Below are 25625 nucleotides of genomic sequence, written 5' to 3' on the forward strand. Positions count from 1 at the left end.
GCGCCTGCGAAAGGATCATTTCCTGAAGGCCGCCAGGCGGGTAATCTGCCACTAGGTCCTTGAGGCGGAAAGATGCCATGACTGCGTATCGCGGCGGCTGCCATTGCGGCAACATCCACCTGACATTCGAAACCGGAATCGAGCCGTCCGAGATGGAGATCCGCGCCTGCCAATGCGCCTTCTGCGTCCGGCATGGCTCACGCGCCGCCGCCGATCCGCGGGGGCGATTGATCGTCGCGGTCGAGGACGAGGCCCGGCTGCACCGATACCGGTTCGGATTGCGCACCGCCGATTATCTCATCTGCCGGGACTGCGGCGTCTATGTCGCTGCTGTGACCACCGACGGCGAACCGAGAGCGATCGTCATCGTCAATGCGCTGGATGACCGGCCGCGGTTCAACCGCGAGCCGGTCCCGATGGACTATGATGCCGAGAACAAAGAGGGTCGCATTGCCCGGCGGCAAGCGCGCTGGATGCCGGTCGAGATCCGCTCCGGCCTCAGCGGATGACCGGTTCGCCGTGGAAGCGGCGGCGCGAGGGCGGCGAGACGCCGAAGCCGACCTCCATCATCAGCCGTGGCGTGGTGGACGGCACAGTGCCCATGTGGAAGCCGAACGGGTCCTCGACGAAGCCGAGGCCGGCCTCACCGGTCAGCGTGACCGGGCTGTCGTCGCCATAGACCTTGAGCACGTCTTGCGCCGGATGGCCGACCAGCAGCGTCAACTGGTGCTTGAGGCTGCGCCTGTTGTGGCTGCCTTTGACATAGACATGCGGGCCGGTGCCGGCATCGCAGGGCTTGAGATAGAAGAAGAATTTCAGCATCCGCCAGTCGTCGAGATCGAAATGATATTTGCCGAGCGAGGCAAGGTTCTTGTCGGCGTCGGAAGCCTCGCCGGTCGGAAAACTCCACCAGACACGCGTGGTGATCAGCTTTGCCTGCCCGCCCAGATAGTGCTGGGCGATGTCGAGCAGCAGCGGATCGTTTTGGATGGCGAGTGCTGCCTTGCAGCTGAGGATGCGCTCGAAATAGTGGCCGCTGAGCAAAGAGCGGCCGAACCGCTTCTCGGCTTCTGCGTGTTCTCCGGGCATGAATTCGAGCCGGCGGTCGAAATTGCCGAAGCACGGCGTGCTCTGAGCAAAGCTGGCGATCTCTTCGTGGATTGCCTGCGGAAGGACCAGTCCGGAGAACAGGCCATCGGCGCGCAGCGCCGCGACGATCGACTTGAGGTCGACGCCCCTGAACATCGTCGCTCCGGCACTCTGCGCGGGGCGCGCGGCTTTGGCGCCAAGCCAGTGCAGTTTGCGCGCCGGCATGGTGCGGGCAAGCACGAACATCGGCAGCCATGCGGGATTTTCGCGCAGGTCGGACAGATAGGTCGGGATACGCACCGCAATGCGGCGGAGCTGGCTGCCGTTGCGGGCAATGGCTTCCAGACTGGGGGCGCCGGATTTGTCAGGGGACGAAAGGTTCATCGGGGTCCTCAGATATGAACGGCAGCAACGACGACGCGGCGCTTGCTTACCGCTCCGGCACTACCCAAGCCCCGATATCCCGCATCAACGGAATGCTAATCCCGCGTCAGCTTTTGTGCAATGCACAATAGCTTTTTGCGGCGAAAAAGAGGGATGGTGCTGCGACCGTGCCAATGCGGATGAGGCGCCGACGCTGCCCCTCATCCGCCCTTCGGGCACCCTTCTCCCTGGGAACGGGAAAAGGGAGAAAGATCACTTCTTCGGCGCCAGCCAGATTTCGGCGTCGAGCCGCCTGGTGGCGAGACCGCGCGCAAGGGCTTCGGCGCTGTGCGCGTTCTTCGACAGGGCAGCGGCCTGGCGCTTGCTGATGACCAGCCCTTCGGCCAGCGCCCGGTTGCCCGAAAACACCCGTGACAGGAACGGCGTGCGGCTGCCGCGCGCACGGGAAAAGCGCGCCGGCATGGTTTGCCGCGCCGTGTGAGCGACAACGTCGTCGATCCAGCCCTCCGCCAGCCTTGCGCCGGGTTCCAGAAACAGCAGCCAGTCACCCTTCGCCTGCCTGATTCCCGCGGCAATGCCGCCGGCCACGAAGTGGCAGCCGGCATGATCGGCAACCCGATGCGTCTGGTCGGTCGAGCCGGTGTCGCAGACGATGACATCGCGCACCACGCCCTCGACCGCGCCGCCGATCAACGAGGCGAGCGTGCGGGCAAGGCCTTCTTCGTCATCCCGGGTTTCGATGAGAACGCTGAGCATTTTTAGCCGAATAGCGGAAAGCCCGGCGCAGCGCCAGTTTTGCATGGCCCAACGAAAAAGTTCTTGCTTTGTTCTCATCAGCGAAATAGGATTATTTTCATGAACAGAGCGATTCGACAGCCAGCCGACAGTCCTTGGGAAAGGGCCAAAATGGAACATATCGTGCGTGCGGACATTGCTGCTTTCGGAGCAGGGCGAGCCGAGATGGCCAATGCGATGATCGAACAGAGCGGCATGCGCGTCCGTCCGGATCGCAACCGCGGCCGTTCCGCGGGCATCAACCCGTCCGGCCGGTTCGAGCCGGTCAGCCGGCATGTGTTCGACGACGGCTGGAATTCGCTGGAGGAATTGCCGCCGTTCAAGACCGAAGTGCAGGTCGAGAAGCCGCGCACCATCATCACCCGCAACGAATCGCCCGACATTTCCTTCGACCGCTCGATCAACCCCTATCGCGGCTGCGAGCATGGCTGCGTCTATTGTTTCGCCCGGCCGACGCATTCCTTCATGGGCCTGTCGCCGGGGCTGGATTTCGAAGCGAAGCTGTTTGCCAAGCCGGATGCGGCGCGGCTGCTCGACAAGGAACTGTCGAAGGATGGCTATCAGCCGCGCACCATCGCGATCGGCACCAACACCGATCCCTACCAGCCGATCGAGAAACAATACCGGATTATGCGCGAGATCCTCGAAGTGCTGGAGGCGCGCGGCCATCCGGTCGGCATCGTCACCAAATCCCATCTGGTGACGCGCGACATCGACATCTTGTCGCGCATGGCCGAACGGGGCTTGGCCAAGGTGGCGCTGTCGGTGACGACGATGGACCGCATGCTGGCGCGCACCATGGAGCCACGCGCGTCGACGCCGACCAAGCGGCTTGAGGCAATCCGGCAGCTTTCCGATGCCGGCATCCCGGCCTCTGTCATGGTGGCGCCGATCATTCCCGGCCTGACCGACCAGGAGATGGAGCGTATCCTCGATTCGGCACGCGCCGCAGGCGCCCGCGAGGCCGGCTATGTCATCCTGCGCCTGCCGCTCGAGGTGGCGCCGATCTTCAAGGACTGGCTGCTGCGCCACTATCCCGACCGCTACCGGCACGTGATGTCGCTGATCCGTTCGATGCGCGACGGCAAGGACTATGATTCGGAATGGGGCAAGCGGATGAAAGGCGCCGGCCCCTATGCCTGGCAGATCGGCCGGCGCTTCGAGATCACGGCCAAGCGGCTCGGCCTCAACGCCGAGCGGCGCACGCTCCGAACCGACCAGTTTGTCGCCGCCGCCAAGGCGACCGAGCAGCTGATGCTGCTCTGAGAGTAGCGCCTGCCCTGCCCTCGTGGTTGGCAGGCGACCCAAGAATCCCGTCCGGCCTGTCCCCCGGCCTGCAGACGGTGCCCTCCCGGTCTTGCCCCACTCGACCCTGGAGGGACTTGCGGAGAATCGGAGCCGATGCGAACCTCGCCGCAACATGGCTCGCGCGCGTTCCGATTCTCCGCTTCTTTTAGAAATCGTCGAAAAGCCCGACTTCTCCTTCGAGACGAAGGCGATGGCTGAAGGCCTGTGGCCGGTGGCAGGCATGGACGAGGCCGGCCGCGGTCCGCTGGCCGGGCCGGTGGTGGCGGCGGCGGTGATCCTCGATCCCGCCAACATTCCCGACGGGCTAGACGATTCCAAACGGCTCAACCATTTGCAGCGCGAGGCGCTGTTCCTGAAAATCCTGGGGTCAGCGCTCGGCGTGTCGATGGCCTCGGTCAGCGCCGAAGGCATTGACGGCAGCAATATCCTCAAGGCCAGCCTGGAAGCCATGCGCCGCGCCCTTGCCGGCCTGCCGATCCAGGCGAAGCTGGCGCTGGCCGATGGCCGCGATGTGCCGCCGGGCCTCCTCTGCGAAGGCCGCGCGCTGATCAAGGGCGACCAGCGCTCGCAATCGATCGCCGCCGCCTCGATCGTCGCCAAGGTGATGCGCGACCGCATGATGTGCGGCTGCGGCAGCCACCACGAACGCTACGGGTTCGAAGTCCATATGGGCTACGCCACCGTGCGGCACCGCACCGCGATCGAAGCGCATGGTCCGGTGGCAAGGCTGCACCGGGCGTCATTCGCGCCGTTCAGGCTGGGTGGAGTTGAGGTGGTTGAGCAAGAGAGCTTCGCCGGGTTGGAGTAATGATAATCTCCCCCCTTGAGGGGGAGATGGCCGGCAGGCCAGAGGGGGTCGCCGCGCGTGAAGCGCTAGCCCTTACTGGCCGCAGAAAGAGCGTCGCGGCCGGTCGCACCGAACCCCTCTGTCGCTTTTGGCGACATCTCCCCCTCAAGGGGGCAGATTGTCCGCGCTCAACAAAAAAGCCGCCAGGTTGCCCGGGCGGCTTGATGTCAGCGAGTTAACCCCGCTCAGTTCAGCCTGGCCTTCACGTCCTGCAGCGCGGACTTGAACAGGTCGGCGCCGGCCTTGGCGTCGATCTTGCCGGCAAGCAGCGTGCGGGCCGCCTCGACGGCGATGTCGACGGCGCTGGCGCGCACTTCGGCGACGGCTTCGCGCTCGGCCTGGCCGATCTTCTGCTCGGCAAGCGCAGTGCGACGGGTGACATAGTCTTCGGTCTTCTTGTGCGCCTCGGCGGCAAGCATGTCGGCCTCGCGCTTGGCGGCAGCGACGATGGCTGCGGCCTCCTGCTCGGCTTCCTTGCGCTTCTTCTGGTATTGGCCGAGCAGTTGCTGGGCCTCTTCGCGCAACCGGCGGGCTTCCGCAAGCTCGTCGCTGATCTTGGTCGCACGGGCGTCGAGCGACTTGGCGATCAGGCCTGGCACCTTGATGTAAACGGCAACGCCGAGGAAAATGACGAGGGCAACCGTTGCCCAAAGCGTTGCGAGAGATGTGGCGTCCATGATGTGCTCCTCACCGGGCCACGGATTTGACCGCAGCCGAGATCTCGGCCTTGCTCGTCTTGCCGCCGACAAGCGCATCGACGATGGCTGAAGCGGTGTCCTCGGCAATCATGCCGACTTCCTTCATGGCGTTGGCCTTGATGGAAGCAATGCTGGCCTCGGCCTCGCCGAGCTTCTTGTCGAGGGCGGCCTCGACCTTCTTGCGGGCAGCCTCGGCTTCAGCCTTGGCAGCGTCGTTGGCCTGCTGGCCGATCGCGTTGGCCTTGGCCTTGGCTTCCGCCAGTTCCTGCTCGTAAGCGGCAACGGCGGCGTCGGCCTCGCCCTTCAGCCTGGCGGCCTGGTCGAGGTCCTGCGTGATGCGATCGCTGCGGACGTCGATGATGCCGCCAAGGCGCGGCATCACCACCTTCTTCAGGAACAAATAGAACAGCCCGAACGTGATCGCCAGCCACAGAAGCTGGGACGGAAACGTCGCCGGATCGAATGGCGGGAACGTGCCGTGCGCCTCGGCAGGCACGCCGGTGCCGGAATGCGTGTCGCCTTCCGTACCGGTGTGGGCGCCTTCAGCGGCGGGTGCGGACTCTTGCGCAAACGCAGATGTCACGAACATGGACTATCCCCTCATATCAGGCATGGCCGCAGGAATGCGGCCAGCCAATTCTTCCCAATGCTCGTCCGACCGATAATTGGCCGAACAGGGGCTCAGCCGAACAGGGCGAGAAGCGCGATGAGAAGCGAGAAAATGCCCAGAGCTTCGGTCACGGCGAAGCCGAAAATCAGGCGGCCGAACTGGCCATCGGCGGCCGACGGATTGCGCAGGGCGCCCGCCAGGTAGCTGCCGAAGATGTTGCCGAGGCCAATGCCCGCGCCGCCCATGCCCAGGCAAGCGATACCGGCGCCGATGTACTTTGCTGCTTCTGCGTCCATTTTGAACTCCTTTGGATCTGTAATTCCGTTGCAATTCCATCCGGCGAAAGATGCCGGAAATTCTAAGGTCAGTGCCCGGGATGCAGGGCGTCGTTCAGATACATGCAGGTCAGCACCGCAAAGACGTAGGCCTGCAGGAAAGCGACCAGCAATTCCAGCGCGGTCAGCGCGACTGCCATGGCCAGCGGCAACACCGAACCGGCAACGCCGACGGCGCCGAGCGCGCTCAGGCTGACGACGAAGCCCGAAAACACCTTCAGGGTGATGTGGCCGGCCAGCATGTTGGCGAACAGACGAACCGAGAGGCTGACCGGGCGCGACACGAAGGAGATCACCTCGATCAGCACCACCAGCGGTAACAGGAACACCGGAACGCCGTGCGGCACGAAGAGCTTGAGGAAGCCCAGACCGTGCTTCGTGAAGCCGTAGACAACGACGGTTCCGATCACCAGGGCTGCGAGGCCGAAGGTGACGATGATGTGGCTGGTGACGGTGAAGAAGTAAGGGAAAAGGCCAAGCAGGTTGGCGACCAGCACGAACATGAACAGCGAGAACACGAAGGGGAAGAACTTCATGCCCTGCGTTCCGGCGGCGTCGCGCAGCATGTTGGAGACGAACTCATAGCCCATTTCCGAAACCGACTGCAGGCGCCCGGGAACAAGGCTGCGGCTGGAGGTCGAGAGGTACAGAAACGCCGATGCGACGAGCACGGTCGCGACCATGAACAGAGCCGAATTGGTGAAGGACAGGTCATAGCCGCCGATATTGATCGGAATCAGCTTGACGATATGGAACTGGTGGATCGGATCGACCTTGTCAGCAGCCATTTACATCCCCGTCAAAACCGCGAGCGGCCTTAAGTGTCCTTGTGCGCCATTGGCGGCGCGCCATTTCATTCTTTCGGATCGTGCGACTTCTCGCTTTTTCCGAATTCCGCCACAACACCTGACGAACGCAGGACATTGAGCACGCCGGCGCCAAAGCCCAGCAACAAGCCGACGACCAGACCCCATGGCGAGGTTCCCGCCACGCGATCCAGAAACCAGCCAAGGCCCACACCCACCACTATCCCGGCGATGAACTCGCTGGACAGCTTGAGCGCCTGGCCATATCCGGCCGTCGCCTTCGCGCCGTCATTCCCCTCGAGCTGATCCGGCCGTCTTGTCGCAAGCGATGCTCCAAGCTCACGCCGGCGGCGTTCGAGATCTTCGTCGCGGATGTCGGCCTCGTGCTTGCTGCCGTGGCCGGTTTCTCCGGTTCCGTCTGGCCCGTTCTTGTCGGCCATCGTAACCCCCCTGCCCGGTCAGACCGTCACCGTCCGTCCGCTTCTAAAGTCGCCGGCAACATAGTTAGAGGGTTTGCGCCCGTCAAGCCACGGGCGGGACTTCAAAGCCATGTATTTTTTCTATTGGAATCAATCACTTGGCGAGGTGCGACATCGTGCCCGGCACTATCGGGTCGGCACATGCCCCGAATCCGTCCGGCGACCGTTGTCCGATTTCGGCTTCCAGGGCCTTTGCGGTTCGTTTGCGACAGGCAAGCCGAAGGGCTCAGCTCCAGCCGCCGCCATAGGTGCGGTAGAAGATATGCAGGCCGATCTTGGTCATCTTCTGCATCGTGCGCGCCCAGCCCGGATGGACGTAGTTGGCGTAGTAGTGGGTCGATGAGCCGACTTCGGGAATGAATATCTTGCCGGCGGTGACCGCCATCGCGACGTCCTGCGCGGTCTTGTAATGGGCGGGGCTCTCGATGCGCTTCTTGCGGCCGTCGCAGGCGAAGGAGAACTGGCAGCGGTTCAGCCAGTTGTCGTTCTGGTAGACGACGCCGCAAATCGAGTTCGGATAGGCCGGATTGCGGACGCGGTTGAGAATGACCTGCGCGACGGCGGCCTGGCCGCGCACGGATTCGCCGCGCGCCTCGAAATAGATGCCGTTGGCGAGGCAGGCCTGCTCCTTCGTGGAGAAGACGCTGGCCGGCAGCGGGTTCTGGATCCACGAGTGGTCACCCTTGGCCATCGGCGGAATGAAGCGCCCGCTGCTCGGCTCCTCGTCCTGCAGCAGCGCTTCGAAGGGTGAGGCCTTGGCGTAATCGGGTTCGGCCTGGGCATAGGCGGTGGCCAGCACGTCCGGTCTGTCATTGTTGACCAACGCGGCAAGCATGGCCGGCACGCCGGGATCGGGCTTCTTGTCCACATTGGTATGGAAGGCCTGGGCGATCTGGATTTCCTTGCCCTTGATGCCGGGCTTGGCGAAGGCGAGCTTCAGGCCGCTGTCCATGCTCGGCCGCAGCAGCGAGGACGTGCGCTGAAAGATTGAGCCGGCATTGAAGTTCTTCGGCGGCGCCACCGGCGAGACCTGGATGATGCGGCCCTTCTTGTCGGCGCGCATGATGCGGTCCTCGTCGGGCGTGATGCCGGCGACATTGCCCTTGCCGCGAAACGAGACCTTGCCGACGCCGGGCAGGCGCACGCCCGAGCCCGAGAGCGAACCGGTGGTGACGGAATCGATGAAAGGCATTTCGGCGGCATGAACCGAGCCGGCGACGGAGCGCTCGACATAAGAGTTCCAGCGGGTGCCCGAAGCTTCGAGGCCGGAAATCAAGCTGCCCATGTCCTGGTAGGCGACGACAGTTGGAAAGCCGATCCAGATGCCGAGCCCGATGACCAATGGCGATACGAAGGAACGTTTTTTCTCACCGGCGGCGGCGGCCAGCCGCTTCAGGACACGTCGATGCACGGGGAACTCTCCAGAAACGCCACTGAGCCACTGGAGAGCCAAAGTGAAGCATTAACCTTGATGCGGGGTTAACGCGGTTGATCGTGTTTTTCCGAAGCGGCCCGAAATGGGACGCCGTTTGCCGACCGGCAACCCGTCAGTTCGGCCGCAGGAAAATTGGCCATGCAATCATGGCGCAGAGCGCGCCCACCAGCCAGACGCCAGGCCACGACCAGATGAGCAGCAAAGCCGGAATGGCGGTCGGCACCACGAAGAAGGCGATGAAGACGAAGCTGTTGGCAAGACCGAGCGCGGTTCCGGCGCGGCTGGCGCCGGCAAGCGTGGCGAGTTCGGTGTAGGCGACGCCATGCCAGGCGGAGACCGAAATGCCGGCAACGACCAGCAGCACGTCGATCGCCGGGATCAACGCGGCATGGGCGTCTGGCGTGGCTCCTGCCGCCAGGACCAGCAGGCCGACGGCCGCGAAGCCAAGCGCGCTCGTCATGCTGCAGAGGCGCAGGAACCAGCGGCGGTTGCCATGGCGGTCGGTGAAGCGGCCGCTCCAGACGCGCATCACCATCGCGCCGGTCTGCACCGCGGCAAGGCTGGCGCTGATCGTGAGCGTGGCCATGCCGGCGAAATCGTGCAGGAAGACGGAGGCGAAGGTGAGCACCGCCACTTGCGGAAAGCAGAGCAGGCCGATGGCGGTGGCGATGCGCCAGACCTCGACATTGCGCAGCGGCGCCGGACCGCCCGACTTTGCCACGGCCATGCTGCCGGCATTGTCCAGTTCCGGCGGCTGGTGCAGCCATCGCCAGGCAAACAGCGCAGAGACGGCGTTCATGGCGGCCAGCAGCCCGAAGACCGCCGCGAAACCGTGCACCGATGCCAGCGACGGCAGGACCAGCGCGCCGAGCCCGCCGCCGAGCGGCACCGCGGTCTGCCTGATGCTCATGGCAAAGCCACGTTCGCCTTCGTGGAACCAGGCCATGATGGCGCGGCCGCTGGAACCGTTGACGCTGCCGCCGAGCAGGCCGGTGACCAGAAGGCATGCGGCCAGCATTGCGACGCCAGGCACATAGGTCACTGAGGGCACGATGAACAACGCCATCAGGGCGAGCCACGCCGCGGTCGCACCAAGGCCGGTCAATAGCACGCCGCGATCGCCCCAGCGGTCGGTGAGCAGACCCCAGGGCAGTTCGCTCAAGGCAACGCCCAGTCCGAGAAGACCGAGGACCAGGCCGAGATTGCCATTGCTCAAGTGATAGCCCGACCGCAGAAACACCGCCGCCGCCGGTATGCCGGCGAAGGTGGCGGAGAAACTGGCATTGGCGGCAACGCCGATGCCAAGCACCTTCCAGCGATGATTGGCGCGAAATCGTTCAGCCTTCGACGTGACGGCGGCGGCTCGGCCAACCCGGCCTGGCTCACAATTTGCGTCGGCGATCGACATGGCGGGACTCCTGTTGATGCCCTTTCGGGACCTTGACGCCTCGTCTTTACCGCCATAACTTCATCCCGAATATCGGGAAGTTTTTGACAATTGTTCCCGAAAAACAGGATCGTTGTGATGCGCCGCGTAACCTTCGATCTCGATGTCCTCCGAAGCTTCGTCACCGGCATGGAACTCGGCAGCTTCGCCAAGGCCGCCGACCGGCTTGGCCGCTCGACCTCGGCGGTGAGCGCGCAACTGAAGAAGTTGGAGGACCAGGCGGCGACGCCGATCTTCCGCAAGTCGGGCCGCGGACTGGCGTTGACCGAAGCCGGCGAAACCATGCTCGGCTATGCCAGGCGGCTGCTCGAGTTGAACGACGAGGCGGCCTCGGCCATCCACGACGTGGAACTGGAAGGCTGGGTCAGGCTCGGCTTGCAGGAGGATTTCGGCGAGGCGGTGCTGCCGGAGGTGCTCGGACGCTTCGCCCGCGCGCACCCCAAGGTCAAGATCGAGGCGCGGATCGGGCGCAGCTATGAACTCGCCGAGCGGATCACATCAGGCAATCTCGACATTGCGCTGGCCTGGGACAGCGGCCAGGCGCTGCCTTACAGCCGGCATGTCGGCGACGCGCAATTGCGCTGGATCGGGCCGGCAAAGCTGATCGAGACCAGGCTACGCGAGGGCGAGGCACTGCCGCTGGTGGCGCTGGAAGCGCCATGCCTGCTGCGCACAGTGACGACGGAAACGCTCGACCGCGCCGGCCTGCCATGGCGGATGGCCTTCTCCAGCCCCAGCCTTGGCGGCATCTGGGCGGCGGTCGCCGCCGGCCTCGGCCTGACGATCCGCACGGATATCGGCCTGCCGGCCAATGTCAGGACGATGGCACCGCAAACGTTGGGCTTACCCGCGCTGCCAACCATGGCGCTGGTGATGCACCAGAAAGACGCCGAACTGGACCCGGTGGCGACGCGGCTGGCGGATATTTTGTGGCAGGCGGCGGTGGCGGCGCTGCCGCAGGACGAGCGGTTGAGAGAGGTCGCTTAGACGCGGTGATCACCCGGTGTCGCGTTCCGTCACACCCCCCTCTGTCCTGCCGGACATCTCCCCCTCAAGGGCCCTCAAGGGGGGAGATTGCTGTCATCAACGCTTTCGCCAATTTTTGATCTTGCAAGGTGAGAACGGCCGCAGCGGCTGCTGATCTCCCCCCTTGAGGGGGATGCCCGGCAGGGCAGAGGGGGGTGCTGCCCCGCCAATCTTGCGGAGAATTTCGCAACCGTCACCGCTCACTTGCGCTTGTTCGCTCTCCCCGCGAACGGGTTGTCCGAAGTCCGCAGCGCTATCCTGATCGGCACGCCGGGCATGTCGAAGGCTTCGCGCAGGCTGTTGGAGAGGTAGCGGACATAGGATTGCGGCATCGCGTCGGGCCGCGAGCACTGGACGACGAAACCCGGCGGCCGGGTCTTGGCCTGGGTGACGTATTTGACCTTGAGCCGGCGTCCGGCGACGGCGGGCGGCGGATGATGCGCAAGAATGCTTTCCAGCCAGCGGTTGAGCTTGCCGGTGGAAACGCGGCTGTTCCACACCTTGTGCGTCTTGATGACGGCATCCATCAGCTTGTCGAGGCTGCGCCCGGTCTCGGCCGAAACCGTCACCGCCTGGATGCCGCGCACTTGCGGCAAAAGCCGTGTGGTCTTTTCGCGCAATTCGGCCAGCAGTTCCTGCGGATTGTCGATCAGGTCCCATTTGTTGAAGGCGATGACCGGCGCCCTGCCCTCGCGGATGATCAGGTCGGCGATCTGGAGGTCCTGCTTCTCGAATGGGATGGTGGCGTCGAGCACGATGATGACGATCTCGGCAAAGCGGATGGCGCGCAGACCGTCCTGCACCGACATCACTTCCAGCTTTTCGTGGATCCTGGCCTNCGATCTCGGCAAAGCGGATGGCGCGCAGACCGTCCTGCACCGACATCACTTCCAGCTTTTCGTGGATCCTGGCCTTGCGGCGCATGCCGGCAGTGTCGAACAGTTTTAGGCGACGGCCATGCCAGTCCCAGTCGACCGAGATGGAATCGCGGGTGATGCCGGCTTCCGGGCCGGTCAAAAGCCGCTCCTCGCCGATCAGCGCGTTGATCAGCGTCGACTTGCCGGCATTGGGACGGCCGACGACGGCGATGCGCATCGGCTTGGTGTCGTCATAGGCAGGTTCGGCGTCGGGATCGGTGATGTCCTCGCCGATCAGCACCTCGCTGGCGGCGACGTCCTCGGCCTCGTCTTCTTCCTCGCCGAAGGCGCGGTCTTTGCCCAGCGCCTCGATCACCGCGTCGCGCAGATCGGGCATGCCCTGGCCGTGCTCGGCCGAGACCGGGATCGGCTCGCCGAGGCCGAGTTCCCAGGCCTCCAGCATGCCGCCCTGGGCGCCCTTGGCCTCGGCCTTGTTGGCGACCAGCACGACCGGCTTGCCGGATTTGCGCACGATCTCGGCAAAGGTGCGGTCGTCGGGCAAAAGGCCTGATTTGGCGTCGATGGTGAAGAAGATCAGGTCGGCTTCGCGGATCGCGATCTCGGTCTGCGCGCGCATGCGGCCGGGCAACGTCGAGGCGGCGGCGTCTTCGAAACCGGCGGTGTCGATGACATCGAAATGCAGATCGTAGAGTTTGGCCGCGTGGACGCGACGGTCGCGGGTGACGCCCGGCGTGTCGTCGACAAGCGCCAGCTTCCGTCCCACCAATCGGTTGAAAAGCGTCGATTTGCCGACATTGGGCCGGCCGATAATGGCGACTTTGAAGCTCATCCGGCTATCCATATCATCGCCCAAACCGCAGCGCGCCCTTGGGTCAGGCCCGAGGGCAGGCTTTGGGCGATGCGTATCATGACGCGCCCGAGCCGCGGATCAATTCCGACATCAGCGTCGCCCGCTGGCGCGCGTTGCGCGGGGCGCCGTCATCGGCGGCGATCTGGTCGAACAGTTTCAGCGCATCCTGGGTCTTGCCTTCCTTCCAGGCGGCAAGGCCGAGCGCTTCGCGCGCTGTGTGGCGCAGCGTGTTGTTGTCGGCGGTCAGCGCCTCGACGCGGCTGGAGACGTCGGCGAAGGAGCCGTGATCGACGAGCAGCAGGGCGGCCCGCAGGCGCGCCATGTCGCGAATGCCCTGGGGAATGGCGTTGTCGGCGGCGACGCCATCGAAATCGGCGACGGCGGCGGCAAAGTCGCCCTTGTCGGCCTTGACGGTCGCCGCGCGCATGCGGGCGAGCAGCGGATAGGCGCCGTAGCCGTCCTTTTCCAGCTGTTCGAGGGTGGTCAGCGCCTCGTCGCTCTTGCCGTCATTGGCAAGCTTCAGCGCCTGCGAGAAGGCATCGCCGGAGCGGTTGGCGCGCGTCTCGTCCCAATAGCGGTAGCCGACGAAGGCGGCGGTGCCAAGCACCACCAGGATGGCGAGGCCAAGGATCGCCGGACCAAAGCGGTCCCATAGCGCCTGCGCCTGCTCGCGACGGATCTCGTCGTTGACTTCGCGGATAAAACTGTCGTCGGACATCAATCAAAACCATTGCTGCCCTAACAGGGGCGCTTCTTGAGCCCGCGTTTTAGCGAAATTTCGCGGGCATGGAAGGGGCTCGGCAGGAAAATCGGCTAATCGCCGGGCGCATAGCTGCCGACGTTGATCGCACCCACGCCACATTTTGCCGATAGCCGGCTTGGACTGCCTCCAGATCAAGCCCAGATTGCCGATGCCACGTTTGTCCCGCGTTGTTGCGTTTTCCTCAGCCGTGCTTGCCATGGCTGGTGCGGCTTTCGCCGACCCGCCGGCGCCGCCTGCCCCGGCAAAGCCGAAGCAAATCGTCATCATCTCGTTCGATAGCGCCCGGGAGATCTCGCAATGGCACCGCAGCCGGGCGCTGGCCAAGCGCACCGGCGCGCATTTCACCTACTTTTTGTCCTGCGTCTTCCTGCTGTCGCCGCAGACGCGGGCCGACTACACAACTCCGGCCAAGTCCGCGGGCAAATCCAACATCGGCTTTGCCGCTTCGAAGCAGGACGTCGCCGATCGGCTCGATCAGATCGGGCTCGCCGCTTCGGAAGGCCATGACATCGCCAGCCATGGCTGCGGCCATTTCGACGGCAAGGACTGGAGCAAGGCCGACTGGCTGAAGGAATTCGCATCGTTCGAGCGCATTCTGGAGAACGCCTATGCAATCAACGGCATTGCGCCCGAGCCCGCAGGCTGGCGCGCTATTGCCCATGCCGTGGTCGGCTTTCGCGCACCCTACCTCTCGACCGGCAAAGGGCTCTACAAGGCCCTGGCTGAAGCAGGCTACGACTATGACGCCAGCGGCGTTTCGAACGGCCCGGTCGAGCCGCCGACCAGCGGCGGCCTCACTCGCTTTTCGCTGCCGCAGATCCCGGAAGGCCGGAGCGGCAGGCCGGTGATCGCCATGGACTACAATCTTTATGTCCGCCACTCCGGCGGTTTCGAGCGGCCGAGCCAGGCAGCCGAGTTCAGCGATCGGACCTACCAGGCGTTCCGCGCCGCCTTCGACAAGCAATATCAGGGCAAGCGCATCCCGCTGGTGCTGAGCTTCCATTTCACGCTGATGAATGACGGCGCCTACTGGAACGCGCTGGAGCGCTTTGCCGACGAGACGTGCGTGAAAGCCGACGTCGAATGCATCAGTTTTCGCGATTATGTGCAGCGGCAACGTGGTAGCGAGAGGCAGGCGGCGGTGGGCGGCTGAGCCGCCAACCGTCTGTGCAAATAGGATCAAGCCGGGTCGGGTTCCTTTGCCTGTTCCTGACGCTCCATGAAGTGGCGGTCAATGTCGGGCAGCGGCTCGCCGCGAATCGTCGCCTCGAAGGCGCGAAGGCGCTTGTGAACTGACAGAAGCTCGACAATCGTCGACCAAGAATTGACGAGATACTGGAATGAGTTGGTTACCTGACTGAAGGCTGAACTGACCTGGTTGATGAGACCCAGCGTCAGCGTTCCAGCGATCATGGAAGGCACCATCAGGAAGTAGGAGAAGACGTTGTTGGTCTGAAGATAAAGATAGCGGACCACGTTGAAATACACATAGTGGAAATACAGGCGAAAGTAGTTTTGCCGCACACTCGCAAACAGCTCCGCGACGGTCGGCGGCTGCGCCCGGGCCGGATCGTCCTCACCGTAGACGAGTTCCTTGCGATATGCTGCCTCGACGCGCTGGTTACGAAACTGCAAGCCAGGAAGCTTGATGCCTGCGGTCGCAATGATGACTGTACCGAAGACTGCCCAGAAGATCGCAGCCAAAACCAGCGGCTGAGGAACATGACCGATCAATGGCAACTCTGTGACATGCTTAGAATAACTGAGCAGGATCGGCATGAAAGCGATAAGCGTCATGATGGAATCGACGAAGCTAGTGCCAAGGTCTTCCATTATCTTGGAAAACCGCATCGTGTCTTCCTGCACACGCTGTGCAGCGCCCTCAATATGGCGCAGCTTCGGCCAATAGGACATGTAGTAATTGTTCATCGCAGTGCGCCAGCGAAACACCCAGTGGCTGACGAAGAAGTTTGTCAAAACGAACACGGTAACCGCGACAAGAGCGATACCGAGGAAAGTGATTATTTGAGCGTAAAGATCAGCCTCGGTTGCCTTGACCGTTTTGCTAACGATGCCCTGAATGAGGTCCCAGAATGGTCCATACCATGCGTTGATCGCCACGCTTACCTGCACCTGAAAGTAGGTCGTGAACAGGAGCAGCGAACTGCCGAGGATAGACCATTGGTCCCACGGGTGCGGAGAATACCAGTGCCAGAAGCCATAGAATATCAAAACGCCAAGCGCATAGTAGATGTAGAACCAGAGGAACGGAGGCGACCAGAACACCGAGACGCCTATGATGGGCGGCGCGTCGGCAAGAGCCGGAGGCAAGCCGAGAAACGCGCCAAGCTGGTCAGCACCGAGGAACCAGGCTGCCACGAGAACCGCAGTCCAGACGACGGCCGAGATGAAAAACAGCTTCGGCTGCGGGAAGAAGGATACGAACACTGTGGTGAAATCCTCGGTCGGTGCGCAAATCAGCGGGGTTCGGCGGGCATAAAGTCACACATTAGGTGGAAAGCAAATGCCCGTACCCGATGCCCGGCATCGAGCAAGACCACAATCATGGCGATTTTGGCGCGGCCGACCAGGTGATCCCAGCAGATACCAGCAATACGCCAGCAGCGACGATCGAGGCCAGGAAGAAGTTGCCCGAGGCTTGCGCCAGCAGTCCGGCGACGATCGGGCCGACGATCTGGCCGATGCCGAAGGAAGCGGTCATCAGCGCAAAAATCCGGCGCGGCGCCTCCGGCACGAGCTGCCTTGCCGTCTGCAGGCCGAGCGCGGTGATGGCGATGAAGGTGCCGCCGAGCAGGACGCCCGCCAGCAGCGGCCCGGCGGTGCCGCCGATGGCGACGCTGGCGGTGACGCCGACCACCTCGACCAGGCAGCCCAAGGCATAGGCGGTATAAAGCCCGATCCGTGCCGCTACCTTCTGCCACAGCCAGACCGAGGGAAAGCCGGCAAGGCCGGTGACCATCCAGACGCTTGCCTCGAAGACGCGGCCGCCGCCGCCCTGGCGCACGATGGCGACCAGGAAGGTCGCCGTCACCACATAGCCGAAGCCGAACAGGCCGTAGGCAACGATGACTTTTGCCAACGACCGGTCCCTCGGCAGTGCCGGTTCGCGGTCGGCCACGCCGCGGCCAGGTGCGGTGCCGCCGGCGAGCAAGGCGACCATCGCAAGGCCGCCGGCGGAAATCGCTGCCGACCACAGCCAGCCCGAAGCCCAGCCGGCATGTTCGGTGACCAGAACCGCCATCAGCGCTGAGGATGCCGCGATGCCGAGGCCGACGCCGCCGAAATGCAGCGCCTGCAGGTCGCTTCTGTTGGCGGCTGCCAGGTGACCGAAGACGATCGAGGCCATGAACACCATGACGAAGGCGCTGGCGAGACCGGCAAGGAAGCGGAGGACGACAAAGGCGGTCATCGTCTCGCTCAGCCCCATCAGGGCGGCGAGCGCAGCACTGGCGGCAAGGCCGCCAAACATCAGCAGGCGCTCGCGCCCATGCGCCCAGCCGCCGGCCGCCGCAAGCGCGCCGACGAGGTAGCCGAGGTAGTTGGCCGACGCGATCCAGCCGGCATCAGCCGGCGACAGATGCAGCTCCTCCATCATGCCGGGCAGGATCGGCGTGTAGACGAAACGGCCAATGCCCATGGCGACGGCCATGGCGATCATGCCAGCGAGAGCAAGGCGCAAGGGTGATGGAGCGGCGTTCATTGCAGCGCACCATAGAATTGGCGACCGATGAAACAATCCGCTTTGTGTTGGGCCAGCGGGCGCGACTAACGCCCCCGCATCTCAGCCGCAGCCGACCGCCCCGGTCTCGTAGGCGGTGCGGCGCGCCGTCAGCCGGAACGGGATATCTCCGAGTTCGCGTTCCGACATGGTGTCCAGCACCGGATGCGACAATGGGTCGGTAACCCAGTCGATGACATCGCCGCCGTGCATCCCATCATAGCGGTCCGGCCGGAGGCCGGCAGCGGCTAAGATCTTGAACAATGATACGATCGTCATCCTCGCCTCCTCGGTCTGACTGTCCCACTAAAATCTGCCTTGTCGGGCTGTCTTTCAATTGAGATTTCAGCCGCGCCGGTTTAGAAAAACTGAAATGGCTATGCTGAACCGCGTCCATCTCAACGGCCTGCGCGCCGTCGAAACCGTCGCCCGCCTCGGCTCGCTGGCGGCCGCTGCCGGCGAGCTCAACGTCTCCGTCAGCGCCGTCAGCCAGCAGATCAACCGCACCGAAAAGCAGCTTGGACAGGCGCTGTTCGAACGAACGGCGAGCGGGCTGGTGCTGACCGAGTTCGGCACGGTTTTTTCCGCCCGGCTTGGCGCCGGTTTTCGCGAGCTGGCGCAAGCGGTGGCGCTGGCCGACGAGGCAAGCCAGTGCACGCTGGTGGTTTCGGTGGCGCCGGCCTTCGCTTCGAAATGGCTGCTGCCGCGATTGTCGCGGCATTTCGACCGCCATCCCAACGTGCTGCTGCGCATCGACGCCTCGGTGCGGCTGGCCGATCTCGAGCGCTCCGACATCGACATCGCCATCCGGCTTGGCGACGGCAAATGGCCGGGCGGCCGGGCGGAACTTTTGTTGGCGCAGGAAGTCTTTCCGGTCTGCGCGCCGGTGATCGCCAAGAAACTGAAGTCGATCGAAGACCTGGCGCAGACCTGCGCCATCACCGACGAACGGGCGATGATCAACTGGGAGAGCTGGTTCAAGGCTGCCGGGGCCGAGCCGGTCAGCTTCCGCAAGGGCGCGCGCTTCACCGACCCGATGCTGTGCCTGGAATCGGCGATCGCCGGCCATGGCGTCATGCTCGGCTGGCAATTGCTGGCCGCCGATGCGCTGGCCGACGGCCGCCTCGTCGCGCCTTTCGGCGTGCGGGCGCAGAGCGGCCTCGGCTACTGGCTGGTGACCTCGGCGACCAAGACCGAAAGCCGCAAGGTGCGCGATTTCAAGATCTGGATCCGCGAGGAAATCGCGGCGACCGTGGCGCAGTTTAGCGCGCTGGAAAGCGCTGCCTAGGGCTGTCCGTCGCGACGGTGCTGGAAAGGACAGCCGCGCCGGCCTATGTTGGAACTCTCACTCCCGGACCAAGGCAGGCAGGATCATGACCACACATTCGCGCGGCGTTTCCGCAACGATCGACCCGGTGAAGCTCGACAGGCTGGCGGAAGTCGCCATCAAGGTCGGGCTGCAATTGCAGCCGGGGCAGGATCTGGTGCTGACCTCGTCGATCGCCGCACTGCCGCTGACCAGGCGCATCGTCGAGCACGCTTACAAGGCGGGCGCCGGGCTGGTAACGCCGATCTTCAACGATGACGAGATCACGCTGGCGCGCTTCCGCTACGGCGCGGATGCCGGCTTCGACCGCGCCGCCGGCTGGATGTATGAAGGCATGGCGAAGGCCTTTTCCAACAATGCGGCGCGGCTTGCCGTGCGCGGCGAGGACCCGTCGCTGTTGTCGGCGCAGGACCCGGCGAAAGTGGCGCGCGCCAACAAGGCGAACTCGATGGCCTACCAGCCGGCGCTGGAAAAGATCACCGGCTTCGACATCAACTGGAACATCGTCGCCTACCCGGATCTCGCCTGGGCAAAACAGGTCTTCCCCGGCGATGCCGACGATGTCGCCGTGGTGAAGCTCGCCGATGCGATCTTTTCGGCATCACGGGTCGATGTGGAAGACCCGATCGCAAACTGGACGGCGCACAATGCAGCGCTGCGCGGCCGCACAAAGTGGCTGAACGAGCACAATTTCCATGATCTGCATTTCAGCGGCCCGGGCACCGACCTCACCGTCGGGCTGGCCGATGGCCATGAATGGATGGGCGGCGCCTCGACTGCCAAGAACGGCGTCACCTGCAATCCGAACATCCCGACCGAGGAGGTCTTCACCACGCCGCATGCACGGCGCGTCTCCGGCCGTGTATCCTCGACCAAGCCGCTGTCCTACCAGGGCACGCTGATCGACGATATCTCGGTGCGTTTCGAAGAGGGCAGGATCGTCGAGGCCAAGGCTTCGAAGGGCGAGGACGTGCTGAAGAAAGTGCTCGACACCGACGAGGGTTCGCGCCGGCTCGGCGAGGTGGCGCTGGTGCCGCATTCCTCGCCGATCTCGGCCAGCGGCCTGCTGTTCTTCAACACGCTGTTCGACGAGAACGCCGCCTGCCACATCGCGCTCGGGCAGTGCTATTCAAAATGCTTCGTCGACGGCGCCTCGCTCACCCAGGACGAAATCGCCCAGCGCGGCGGCAACAAGAGTTTTATCCACATCGACTGGATGATCGGCTCCGACAAGATCGACATAGACGGCGTGCACAAGGATGGCCGCAAGGTGCCGGTGATGCGCAAGGGTGAGTGGGCGTAAGCTCGCGGAGGGCGGATGGGTTTCGACCTGACGGTCAAGCGAATTTACGAAGCACCCGCGCCCGATGACGGGCAGCGGGTGCTGGTTGATCGCATCTGGCCGCGCGGCATCAGCAAGGAGGATGCCGCGCTGACGCTGTGGCTGAAGGAGATCGCGCCGAGCGATGAATTGCGGAGGTGGTTCGGACATGAGCCGGCGCGATGGGCGGAGTTTCAGGTGCGGTATTCGGTCGAGCTGGATGGGAATAGAGAAGCGGTGGCGAAACTGCGTGGCTTGCTCGGCAAGGCCAAGGTGACGCTGCTTTATAGCGCACATGACGAGGCGCATAACAATGCGGTGGCGTTGGCGGGGTATTTGCGCTGGACGGGTTGAGAGACAGCGAACCGCTGCATACGCCGCAAGCGAAAGCCTGCACAATTAGCGATCGCCCTCCACGCGTTCGTCATCCTTGGGTCTGCGCTGCGTCGCTTCGCTCCTTGCTACGCCATAGGCTGACGAGGCAAGGCTACGCTACTTCACCACCCCTTCATAAGCCTCCGGCTTGAACCCCACCAAAATCTCATCCCCGACCTCGAGCACCGGGCGCTTGATCATCGTCGGGTTGGCCAGCATCAGCTTCCTGGCCTTCTTCTCGTCGAGCCCTTGCTTGTGCTTGTCGGGCAGTTCGCGGAAGGTCGTGCTGCCCTTGTTGAGCAGCTTTTCCCAGCCAACCTTGCCGATCCATCCATCCAGTCTGCCCACCTCTATCCCCTCGGCCCGGTAGTCGTGAAAACGGTAAGGCACATCGTGGCCCTCCAGCCAGGTGCGCGCCTTCCTGATCGTGTCGCAGGTGGTGATGCCGTACATGGTGATCGTCAAAACGCACTTCCCTTGGGCTGGTGGTCGAATCCGCCGGACAGCCTAAAACCGTCCTTCCCGCTTTGCCAGCACCCCGGTCACATCAGCCCATTTTTAGGGCTTGCCAATACTAAGGAATTTTCCTAAGTATCTTTCCATACCCGTCGACGGACCTCAGGATCGCCCATGCCAAGCCTCCACGCCCCAACTACAAGTCTCCCGCCGATCGACGGCATCTTCCGCGCGCTGGCTGACCCGACGCGGCGGCGCGTGGTCGAGCGGTTGAACCGCAGTCCGGCCTCGGTCAGCGAGTTGGCGCAGCCTTTCGAGATGGCGCTGCCTTCCTTCATCGAGCATCTGAAAGTGCTGGAAGGCTGCGGACTGGTGCGATCGGAAAAAATCGGCCGCACCAGGACCTATCAGCTGGCGCCCGAACCGCTGCAGCTCGCCGAAAACTGGCTGGCCGAACAGCGCACGCTGTGGGAGCGCCGACTCGATCAATTCGACGCCTATGTGATGAGCCTCAAGGAGCAAGAAAAGTGAGCTATCCCTTCAAGCCCGACCCCAGACTGGACCTGACTCTGGAGCGCAAGCTCGACGCGCCGCGCGAACTCTTGTGGAGCGCGATGACGGTGCCGGAGCATGTCAAGCAATGGTTCACGCCCAAGCCCTGGCTGATCACCGATTGCGAGATCGACCTTCGTCCGGGCGGACTGTTCCGGACGCGCATGCAATCGCCCGACGGCAAGGAGGTCAACGACCGCCATTGCTGCTATCTCGAGATCGTGCCGAACGAGCGGCTGGTGTGGACCGATGCGCTGCTGCCGGGCTATCGGCCCTCGGGCGAGCCCTTCATCACCGCAGTCATTTCGCTTCAGTCGGATGACAAGGGCACGCGCTACACGGCAACGGCCATCCATCGCGACCAGGCTACCCGCAACAATCATGAAGAGATGGGGTTCTTCGACGGCTGGGGCACGGTGGCCGATCAGTTGGCGCAGTATGTGAAGACCATTTGAGCTCTTCCCACTGCGGCCAGGACTTTGTCCCGGCCGCCTGGTTTTTGGGTCGTGCAGCGAAGCGCGCCGGAACCCGACGGCACCCGGGCTCAGTAGTAGAAGCGCTCTTCGGTGATCTTGCCGTTCTTGACCGTGTACAGGCCAACCTCGTCCATGGTGACCCGTTCGCCGGTGGCCTTGGGCGTTATGTCGAACTTGAAGCGCACCGCGAACTGGTCGCCGTTGACATAGGGGCCTTCGACAGAGCCGCCATGGACTTCGTGGTTCTCTTGCCACCATTCGCCCTTTTGCCTGAGAGCCTCCTTGCCACGGGCGATGGCCATCGGCCCCTCCATGGCTTCGAGGCTGACGATATCATCGGCATTGTACTTTTCACCAGCACCCAGGTGATCCCCCTGCTGGAGCATTTCAGTGAAATCCTTGGCAACATCCGCGATGGTCATGTGTGTTCCTCCTGTTCAGACTGGTTTGAAATAGGGAAGCGCTTGCCGGCCCGCCACCTTTACCCGCACGACAGCTGACAAGGTGTGTCAGGACGATGATATAGCGCGGCTGTGTGACGACGATTGCGGCGGCGTCGGACAGCGACTTCGGTTGCAGACAAAAGCCAATTCCGCAATGCTGGGTGCATGTGCAACCTCTACAACATCACGACGACGCAAGAGGCGGTCCGCCAATGGACCCGCACATTGCGCGATATCAGCGGCAACCTCGAACCTTCGCTTGATGTCTATCCCAATCAACCTGGGCTTGTCGTTCGCAACAGGACGGATGGGGAGCGTGAACTGGCGAAACTGCTTTGGGGTTTGCCAACGCCGCCCGAGCGCATGAAAGGTAAGGCCGACTACGGCACCACCAACGTTCGCAATCCGCAATATTCGCACTGGCAGCAATATGTGGGCGTCGAGCACAGATGTGTCGTGCCGGTGACCAGCTTTGCCGAGCCCAGCCCTGCGGCGAACGATAAAGACCCGGAAACAGGAATCCAGCGAAATTACTGGTTTGCCCGTGGCGAGAGCCGGCCGCTGTTCTTCTTCGCTGGTTTCTGGATGTCTTGGCAGGGCCTGCGAAAGGTCAAGGACGGTCCCGGCGACTTCGAGCTATACGCCTTCATGACCACCAAGCCTAATGCTCTCATTGCGCCGATACATGAGAAGGCTATGCCCGTGATCCTCACCACGCCGGAGGAAACCGAGGCTTGGCTGACGGCGCCATGGTCGGAAGCACGGCGTTTGCAGCGGACGGCGCCCAACGACGCGTTGGTGATCGTTGAGAAGCCAGCCACACAGATCAAGTTCCCACCACAGGCCCCGGCCCAAGGGTCTCTGTTTTAGCCCGAAATCGGCTCTCCTCAATCGTCGTCTCGCCAGATTACCCGGCGAACCATGCGGATTTCGACAAGACGTCTGACGCGAATTTTAAGGCGTTCAGCAGCGCTTGGCAGAATGATGCCTGCATCGAGCTCACGACCTTTGCAGCGCTCGCACCGCATGTGCCGCTCCACATCCCAAAAGGGGATATCACCAACCAGCTTTGCGAGATCGCCAGGCAGATAGTGTCGAGTGATGTTGCAGTTCCGACATCGAACACGAATTAGCTGCCCGACTTCATGCGCCAAGCAGAGGGTTTGCACATTTCGGCGCGGTCGGGTGCTTAGTTCGGGCATCCCGCAAAGTAGGAATATGTTCCTTTGCGAGTCAATTCACACTTAATTCCACCTTGGCGATCTTCACAGCAGGTTAAATCCAACCGTCGATGATGGGATTGGGTTGGATCAGCTTGGCAGCATAGGGCAGTTGGCACCACGGCGCAGGCTGATATGCGCCACGTCGCCGACGCTGAATTGAAAGCCCTCGGCCTGGCGCGGCGCATCGATCACCACCGGCAATCCCTGCCCGAGCTCAGCATGCAGCCGCAGCGTGCGGCCGTGGAAGACGATGGAGTTGACGCGCGCCGGCGCGGTGCCGGCGGCGGCATCGGTGGTGGCCAGCAAGTCCTCGGGGCGAACGCCGATGGTGCGCTCAGTGCCTTCGCCGGGCGTGTCGCCGGTTTCGGATGTTGCCTCCAGCGAGAGCCCGCCGGCGGCAAAGCGCAGGCGGTCGCCATCGCGGCCGATGAAGCGCGATTGCAGCAGGTTCATCGTGCCGATGAAGCTCGCGACGAATTTCGTCGCGGGCCGGTCGTAGAGCGTGGCCGGCGGCGCGATCTGTTCGATGCGGCCCTTGTTCATGACGACGATGCGGTCGGAGATCGACAGCGCTTCGGTCTGGTCGTGGGTGACCATGACGAAGGTGGTGCCGAGCCGCGACTGCAGCCGCTTCAGTTCGACCTGCATCTGTTCGCGCAGATGCGCATCGAGCGCCGACAGCGGCTCGTCGAGCAACAGCACGCGCGGCTCGCAGACGATGGCGCGGGCGAGCGCGACGCGCTGGCGCTGGCCACCCGACAGTTCGGAAACGCGGGCGCCGAGCTTGTCGGCGAGGCCGACCATGTCGAGGGCTTCGCGGACGCGCTTTGCCTGCTCGGCGCCGGACAGTTTGCGCAGCGACAGGCCGAAGCCGACATTCTCGGCGACGTTCATATGCGGGAACAGCGCATAATCCTGGAACACGGTGTTGACGGGACGCTCGAAGGGCCTCAGCGCGGTGATGTCGCGACCATCGAGCAGCACCTTGCCGCCCGAGGGGCTTTCGAAACCGGCAATGACGCGCAGGCTGGTGGTCTTGCCGCAGCCCGACGGCCCGAGCAGCGTGATGAACTCACCGCTGATAATAGCGAGATCGACGGCATCGAGCCCGACAATGCCGCCGGGGAAAACCTTCGAGACCGTGTCCAGCCGCACCAGGGCGTCAGGCGCCATCGCGCACCTCCGAGGGTTTGGTGGTGTTGACCCAGAGGATCTGGCAAGGCTCGGTGCCGGGATTGCGGAAGGCGTGCAGAAGCGTGCTCTTGAAGGCAAAGGAGTCGCCGCTCTTCAGCACGTATTTTGTCGAGTCCACCACCAGTTCGACCTCGCCCGAGACGACATAGCCGAATTCGTGGCCGATATGCGCATAGGCTTCCGCCGTGCCGCCATCGGCTTCCACCGTCACCAAGAGGCCGGTCAGCGCCGCGCCCGGCGGCGACAGCAGCGCCTTGGCGATGCCTTCCGACTTGACCGGGAGCTGCCGCCTTTTGTCGGCGCGCACGCAATAGAGATCGTTGGCGGCTTCGTTGCCGTCGGTGATCAGCGCCGAAGGCTCGATGTCGAGCGCGGCCGCAAGCGGCCAGATCACCTTGACGCGCAGCGAAGACAGGCCGCGCTCGATCTGGCTCAGCGCACCGATGGAGACGCCGGCTTTTGCTGCCAGCTCGGCCAACGACAAATTGCGCTCCAGCCGCAGCGCCCGCACGCGCCGGCCGACGCGAATGTCGGCGTCGGCCTTTGGTTTCGCTTCAAGCATGTCCATCAGTTGGTCCTTGTTGCAGTCTTTGGCGCGGCGGCAAGACCCGCGGGCTTCAGGAGATTAGTCACAATTACCTGCCGTCGGCGCTGCCCCTCATTGTCCTGCCGGACATTTCTCCCCGTATAGTGACGGGGAGAAAGCGGCTGGTCGCAAACTCGGCGCCATTTCTGCAACGTTTGCGATTTGCGAAATCGCTGGTGACAG

General features: G+C 63.5%; 28 protein-coding genes and 1 pseudogene. 11 read left to right on the plus strand and 18 right to left on the minus strand.

Annotated features, from left to right (window positions below):
* Nucleotides 1-77 precede the first annotated feature (77 nt).
* Entirely contained in the window at nucleotides 78-509 is a 432-nt protein-coding gene (locus X751_RS142945; protein ID WP_023738463.1) for an aldehyde-activating protein, read from the plus strand.
* Here X751_RS142945 and X751_RS142940 read toward each other — a convergent pair.
* Together X751_RS142940 and X751_RS142935 are read right to left on the minus strand one after the other, a co-directional pair.
* Nucleotides 499-1473, minus strand: a complete 975-nt coding sequence (locus X751_RS142940; protein ID WP_023745502.1) for a hypothetical protein — start codon at nucleotides 1471-1473, stop codon at nucleotides 499-501. The two genes, X751_RS142945 and X751_RS142940, sit on opposite strands and share 11 nt — an antisense overlap.
* Nucleotides 1474-1725: 252 nt before the next feature.
* A complete protein-coding gene (locus X751_RS142935; protein WP_023684377.1) occupies nucleotides 1726-2229 on the minus strand; it encodes a glycosyltransferase in 504 nt (167 codons plus the stop codon).
* Nucleotides 2230-2379: 150 nt separating this feature from the next.
* On the opposite strand from X751_RS142935, the gene X751_RS142930 reads away from it, so the two are divergent.
* Together X751_RS142930 and X751_RS142925 are read left to right on the plus strand one after the other, a co-directional pair.
* Nucleotides 2380-3534 carry a PA0069 family radical SAM protein gene (locus X751_RS142930; RefSeq protein ID WP_023684378.1) on the plus strand — a complete coding sequence of 385 codons (1155 nt, stop codon included), beginning with the start codon at nucleotides 2380-2382 and terminating at the stop codon, nucleotides 3532-3534.
* A 154-nt stretch (nucleotides 3535-3688) separates the two neighbouring features.
* Entirely contained in the window at nucleotides 3689-4384 is a 696-nt protein-coding gene (locus X751_RS142925; RefSeq protein WP_023745503.1) for a ribonuclease HII, read from the plus strand.
* Nucleotides 4385-4608: 224 nt separating this feature from the next.
* Here the strand turns inward: X751_RS142925 and X751_RS142920 are convergent, their stop codons facing one another.
* The 7 genes from X751_RS142920 to X751_RS142890 all read right to left on the minus strand — a co-directional run bounded on the left by X751_RS142920 (nucleotide 4609) and on the right by X751_RS142890 (nucleotide 10194).
* A complete protein-coding gene (locus X751_RS142920; RefSeq protein ID WP_023668483.1) occupies nucleotides 4609-5100 on the minus strand; it encodes a F0F1 ATP synthase subunit B in 492 nt (163 codons plus the stop codon).
* 10 nt (nucleotides 5101-5110) lie between these two features.
* Nucleotides 5111-5710 (minus strand): F0F1 ATP synthase subunit B, encoded by a 600-nt coding sequence (locus X751_RS142915; RefSeq protein ID WP_023745504.1) that lies wholly within the window; start codon nucleotides 5708-5710, stop codon nucleotides 5111-5113.
* A gap of 92 nt (nucleotides 5711-5802) precedes the next feature.
* Entirely contained in the window at nucleotides 5803-6027 is a 225-nt protein-coding gene (locus tag X751_RS142910) for a F0F1 ATP synthase subunit C (protein WP_006206606.1), read from the minus strand.
* Nucleotides 6028-6095: 68 nt separating this feature from the next.
* Nucleotides 6096-6854, minus strand: a complete 759-nt coding sequence (locus tag X751_RS142905; protein ID WP_023745505.1) for a F0F1 ATP synthase subunit A — start codon at nucleotides 6852-6854, stop codon at nucleotides 6096-6098.
* Nucleotides 6855-6919: 65 nt separating this feature from the next.
* A complete protein-coding gene (locus tag X751_RS142900; protein WP_023745506.1) occupies nucleotides 6920-7312 on the minus strand; it encodes an AtpZ/AtpI family protein in 393 nt (130 codons plus the stop codon).
* 265 nt (nucleotides 7313-7577) lie between these two features.
* Complete coding sequence (locus tag X751_RS142895) at nucleotides 7578-8762, minus strand: cell wall hydrolase (RefSeq protein WP_023668487.1); 1185 nt, start codon at nucleotides 8760-8762, stop codon at nucleotides 7578-7580.
* Between the two features lie 136 nt (nucleotides 8763-8898).
* Nucleotides 8899-10194 (minus strand): MFS transporter, encoded by a 1296-nt coding sequence (locus X751_RS142890; RefSeq protein WP_023745507.1) that lies wholly within the window; start codon nucleotides 10192-10194, stop codon nucleotides 8899-8901.
* A gap of 117 nt (nucleotides 10195-10311) precedes the next feature.
* Here X751_RS142890 and X751_RS142885 point away from each other — a divergent pair, with 117 nt between their 5' ends.
* Nucleotides 10312-11220, plus strand: coding sequence for a LysR substrate-binding domain-containing protein (locus X751_RS142885; RefSeq protein ID WP_023738457.1), 909 nt, complete (start codon nucleotides 10312-10314; stop codon nucleotides 11218-11220).
* 239 nt (nucleotides 11221-11459) lie between these two features.
* Here the strand turns inward: X751_RS142885 and der are convergent.
* Together der and X751_RS142880 are read right to left on the minus strand one after the other, a co-directional pair.
* Nucleotides 11460-12966 (minus strand): annotated as a pseudogene (der, locus tag X751_RS01000000164035) (ribosome biogenesis GTPase Der).
* Between the two features lie 76 nt (nucleotides 12967-13042).
* Nucleotides 13043-13705 (minus strand): tetratricopeptide repeat protein, encoded by a 663-nt coding sequence (locus tag X751_RS142880; RefSeq protein WP_023745512.1) that lies wholly within the window; start codon nucleotides 13703-13705, stop codon nucleotides 13043-13045.
* A gap of 193 nt (nucleotides 13706-13898) precedes the next feature.
* Between X751_RS142880 and X751_RS142875 the strand changes: the two genes are divergently transcribed.
* Nucleotides 13899-14903, plus strand: coding sequence for a polysaccharide deacetylase family protein (locus X751_RS142875; protein ID WP_031247170.1), 1005 nt, complete (start codon nucleotides 13899-13901; stop codon nucleotides 14901-14903).
* A 26-nt stretch (nucleotides 14904-14929) separates the two neighbouring features.
* Here the strand turns inward: X751_RS142875 and sbmA are convergent, their stop codons facing one another.
* The 3 genes from sbmA to X751_RS142860 form a co-directional block, all read right to left on the minus strand.
* Nucleotides 14930-16198: a peptide antibiotic transporter SbmA gene (sbmA, locus tag X751_RS142870; protein ID WP_023704870.1), complete on the minus strand. Its 1269-nt coding sequence runs from the start codon at nucleotides 16196-16198 to the stop codon at nucleotides 14930-14932.
* Nucleotides 16199-16313: 115 nt separating this feature from the next.
* The gene (locus tag X751_RS142865) at nucleotides 16314-17471 is read right to left on the minus strand and encodes a YbfB/YjiJ family MFS transporter (protein ID WP_031247171.1); all 1158 of its coding nucleotides are present in this window, start codon (nucleotides 17469-17471) and stop codon (nucleotides 16314-16316) included.
* 81 nt (nucleotides 17472-17552) lie between these two features.
* Nucleotides 17553-17768, minus strand: a complete 216-nt coding sequence (locus tag X751_RS142860) for a hypothetical protein (RefSeq protein ID WP_023668495.1) — start codon at nucleotides 17766-17768, stop codon at nucleotides 17553-17555.
* 94 nt (nucleotides 17769-17862) lie between these two features.
* On the opposite strand from X751_RS142860, the gene X751_RS142855 reads away from it, so the two are divergent.
* The 3 genes from X751_RS142855 (at nucleotide 17863) to X751_RS142845 (ending at nucleotide 20491) form a co-directional block, all read left to right on the plus strand.
* Nucleotides 17863-18777 carry a LysR substrate-binding domain-containing protein gene (locus X751_RS142855; RefSeq protein WP_023687096.1) on the plus strand — a complete coding sequence of 305 codons (915 nt, stop codon included), beginning with the start codon at nucleotides 17863-17865 and terminating at the stop codon, nucleotides 18775-18777.
* Nucleotides 18778-18862: 85 nt separating this feature from the next.
* Nucleotides 18863-20119 carry an aminopeptidase gene (locus X751_RS142850; RefSeq protein WP_023684389.1) on the plus strand — a complete coding sequence of 419 codons (1257 nt, stop codon included), beginning with the start codon at nucleotides 18863-18865 and terminating at the stop codon, nucleotides 20117-20119.
* Nucleotides 20120-20134: 15 nt separating this feature from the next.
* A complete protein-coding gene (locus X751_RS142845) occupies nucleotides 20135-20491 on the plus strand; it encodes a DUF488 domain-containing protein (RefSeq protein WP_023745515.1) in 357 nt (118 codons plus the stop codon).
* Nucleotides 20492-20629: 138 nt separating this feature from the next.
* On the opposite strand, the gene X751_RS142840 is transcribed toward X751_RS142845, so the two are convergent.
* Nucleotides 20630-20977, minus strand: a complete 348-nt coding sequence (locus tag X751_RS142840) for an ArsC family reductase (RefSeq protein ID WP_023687095.1) — start codon at nucleotides 20975-20977, stop codon at nucleotides 20630-20632.
* A gap of 165 nt (nucleotides 20978-21142) precedes the next feature.
* Here X751_RS142840 and X751_RS142835 point away from each other — a divergent pair, with 165 nt between their 5' ends.
* Entirely contained in the window at nucleotides 21143-21499 is a 357-nt protein-coding gene (locus tag X751_RS142835; protein ID WP_023687094.1) for a metalloregulator ArsR/SmtB family transcription factor, read from the plus strand.
* Nucleotides 21496-21975 (plus strand): SRPBCC family protein, encoded by a 480-nt coding sequence (locus X751_RS142830; RefSeq protein ID WP_023716130.1) that lies wholly within the window; start codon nucleotides 21496-21498, stop codon nucleotides 21973-21975. The genes X751_RS142835 and X751_RS142830 overlap by 4 nt, the downstream gene beginning before the upstream one ends.
* A gap of 89 nt (nucleotides 21976-22064) precedes the next feature.
* Here the strand turns inward: X751_RS142830 and X751_RS142825 are convergent, their stop codons facing one another.
* Nucleotides 22065-22418, minus strand: a complete 354-nt coding sequence (locus X751_RS142825; RefSeq protein ID WP_023684393.1) for a nuclear transport factor 2 family protein — start codon at nucleotides 22416-22418, stop codon at nucleotides 22065-22067.
* A 186-nt stretch (nucleotides 22419-22604) separates the two neighbouring features.
* On the opposite strand from X751_RS142825, the gene X751_RS142820 reads away from it, so the two are divergent.
* Nucleotides 22605-23309, plus strand: a complete 705-nt coding sequence (locus X751_RS142820) for an SOS response-associated peptidase (RefSeq protein ID WP_023745516.1) — start codon at nucleotides 22605-22607, stop codon at nucleotides 23307-23309.
* A 440-nt stretch (nucleotides 23310-23749) separates the two neighbouring features.
* Here the strand turns inward: X751_RS142820 and X751_RS142815 are convergent, their stop codons facing one another.
* Both X751_RS142815 and X751_RS142810 read right to left on the minus strand, forming a co-directional pair.
* Nucleotides 23750-24835 carry an ABC transporter ATP-binding protein gene (locus tag X751_RS142815; protein WP_023745517.1) on the minus strand — a complete coding sequence of 362 codons (1086 nt, stop codon included), beginning with the start codon at nucleotides 24833-24835 and terminating at the stop codon, nucleotides 23750-23752.
* Nucleotides 24825-25424 (minus strand): cupin domain-containing protein, encoded by a 600-nt coding sequence (locus X751_RS142810; protein WP_023745518.1) that lies wholly within the window; start codon nucleotides 25422-25424, stop codon nucleotides 24825-24827. Before X751_RS142810 ends, X751_RS142815 begins: the two co-directional genes overlap by 11 nt.
* Between the last annotated feature and the right edge of the window lie 201 nt (nucleotides 25425-25625).

The sequence above is a fragment of the Mesorhizobium sp. LNJC394B00 genome (assembly GCF_000502555.1).
Lineage (GTDB): Bacteria > Pseudomonadota > Alphaproteobacteria > Rhizobiales > Rhizobiaceae > Mesorhizobium.

Bases quoted from the DNA above. Each gene is read 5' to 3' on its own strand.
- X751_RS142845 (WP_023745515.1), top strand. From the start codon at position 20,135: ATGGGTTTCGACCTGACGGTCAAGCGAATTTACGAAGCACCCGCGCCC.
- X751_RS142920 (WP_023668483.1), bottom strand. From the start codon at position 5,100: ATGGACGCCACATCTCTCGCAACGCTTTGGGCAACGGTTGCCCTCGTC.
- X751_RS142875 (WP_031247170.1), top strand. From the start codon at position 13,899: ATGCCACGTTTGTCCCGCGTTGTTGCGTTTTCCTCAGCCGTGCTTGCC.
- X751_RS142815 (WP_023745517.1), bottom strand. From the start codon at position 24,835: ATGGCGCCTGACGCCCTGGTGCGGCTGGACACGGTCTCGAAGGTTTTC.
- X751_RS142860 (WP_023668495.1), bottom strand. From the start codon at position 17,768: ATGACGATCGTATCATTGTTCAAGATCTTAGCCGCTGCCGGCCTCCGG.
- X751_RS142930 (WP_023684378.1), top strand. From the start codon at position 2,380: ATGGAACATATCGTGCGTGCGGACATTGCTGCTTTCGGAGCAGGGCGA.
- X751_RS142865 (WP_031247171.1), bottom strand. From the start codon at position 17,471: ATGAACGCCGCTCCATCACCCTTGCGCCTTGCTCTCGCTGGCATGATC.
- X751_RS142820 (WP_023745516.1), top strand. From the start codon at position 22,605: ATGTGCAACCTCTACAACATCACGACGACGCAAGAGGCGGTCCGCCAA.
- X751_RS142825 (WP_023684393.1), bottom strand. From the start codon at position 22,418: ATGACCATCGCGGATGTTGCCAAGGATTTCACTGAAATGCTCCAGCAG.
- X751_RS142925 (WP_023745503.1), top strand. From the start codon at position 3,689: ATGGCTCGCGCGCGTTCCGATTCTCCGCTTCTTTTAGAAATCGTCGAA.
- X751_RS142915 (WP_023745504.1), bottom strand. From the start codon at position 5,710: ATGTTCGTGACATCTGCGTTTGCGCAAGAGTCCGCACCCGCCGCTGAA.
- X751_RS142885 (WP_023738457.1), top strand. From the start codon at position 10,312: ATGCGCCGCGTAACCTTCGATCTCGATGTCCTCCGAAGCTTCGTCACC.
- X751_RS142880 (WP_023745512.1), bottom strand. From the start codon at position 13,705: ATGTCCGACGACAGTTTTATCCGCGAAGTCAACGACGAGATCCGTCGC.
- X751_RS142935 (WP_023684377.1), bottom strand. From the start codon at position 2,229: ATGCTCAGCGTTCTCATCGAAACCCGGGATGACGAAGAAGGCCTTGCC.
- X751_RS142810 (WP_023745518.1), bottom strand. From the start codon at position 25,424: ATGGACATGCTTGAAGCGAAACCAAAGGCCGACGCCGACATTCGCGTC.
- X751_RS142855 (WP_023687096.1), top strand. From the start codon at position 17,863: ATGGCTATGCTGAACCGCGTCCATCTCAACGGCCTGCGCGCCGTCGAA.
- X751_RS142850 (WP_023684389.1), top strand. From the start codon at position 18,863: ATGACCACACATTCGCGCGGCGTTTCCGCAACGATCGACCCGGTGAAG.
- X751_RS142940 (WP_023745502.1), bottom strand. From the start codon at position 1,473: ATGAACCTTTCGTCCCCTGACAAATCCGGCGCCCCCAGTCTGGAAGCC.
- X751_RS142835 (WP_023687094.1), top strand. From the start codon at position 21,143: ATGCCAAGCCTCCACGCCCCAACTACAAGTCTCCCGCCGATCGACGGC.
- X751_RS142910 (WP_006206606.1), bottom strand. From the start codon at position 6,027: ATGGACGCAGAAGCAGCAAAGTACATCGGCGCCGGTATCGCTTGCCTG.
- X751_RS142890 (WP_023745507.1), bottom strand. From the start codon at position 10,194: ATGTCGATCGCCGACGCAAATTGTGAGCCAGGCCGGGTTGGCCGAGCC.
- X751_RS142900 (WP_023745506.1), bottom strand. From the start codon at position 7,312: ATGGCCGACAAGAACGGGCCAGACGGAACCGGAGAAACCGGCCACGGC.
- X751_RS142905 (WP_023745505.1), bottom strand. From the start codon at position 6,854: ATGGCTGCTGACAAGGTCGATCCGATCCACCAGTTCCATATCGTCAAG.
- X751_RS142945 (WP_023738463.1), top strand. From the start codon at position 78: ATGACTGCGTATCGCGGCGGCTGCCATTGCGGCAACATCCACCTGACA.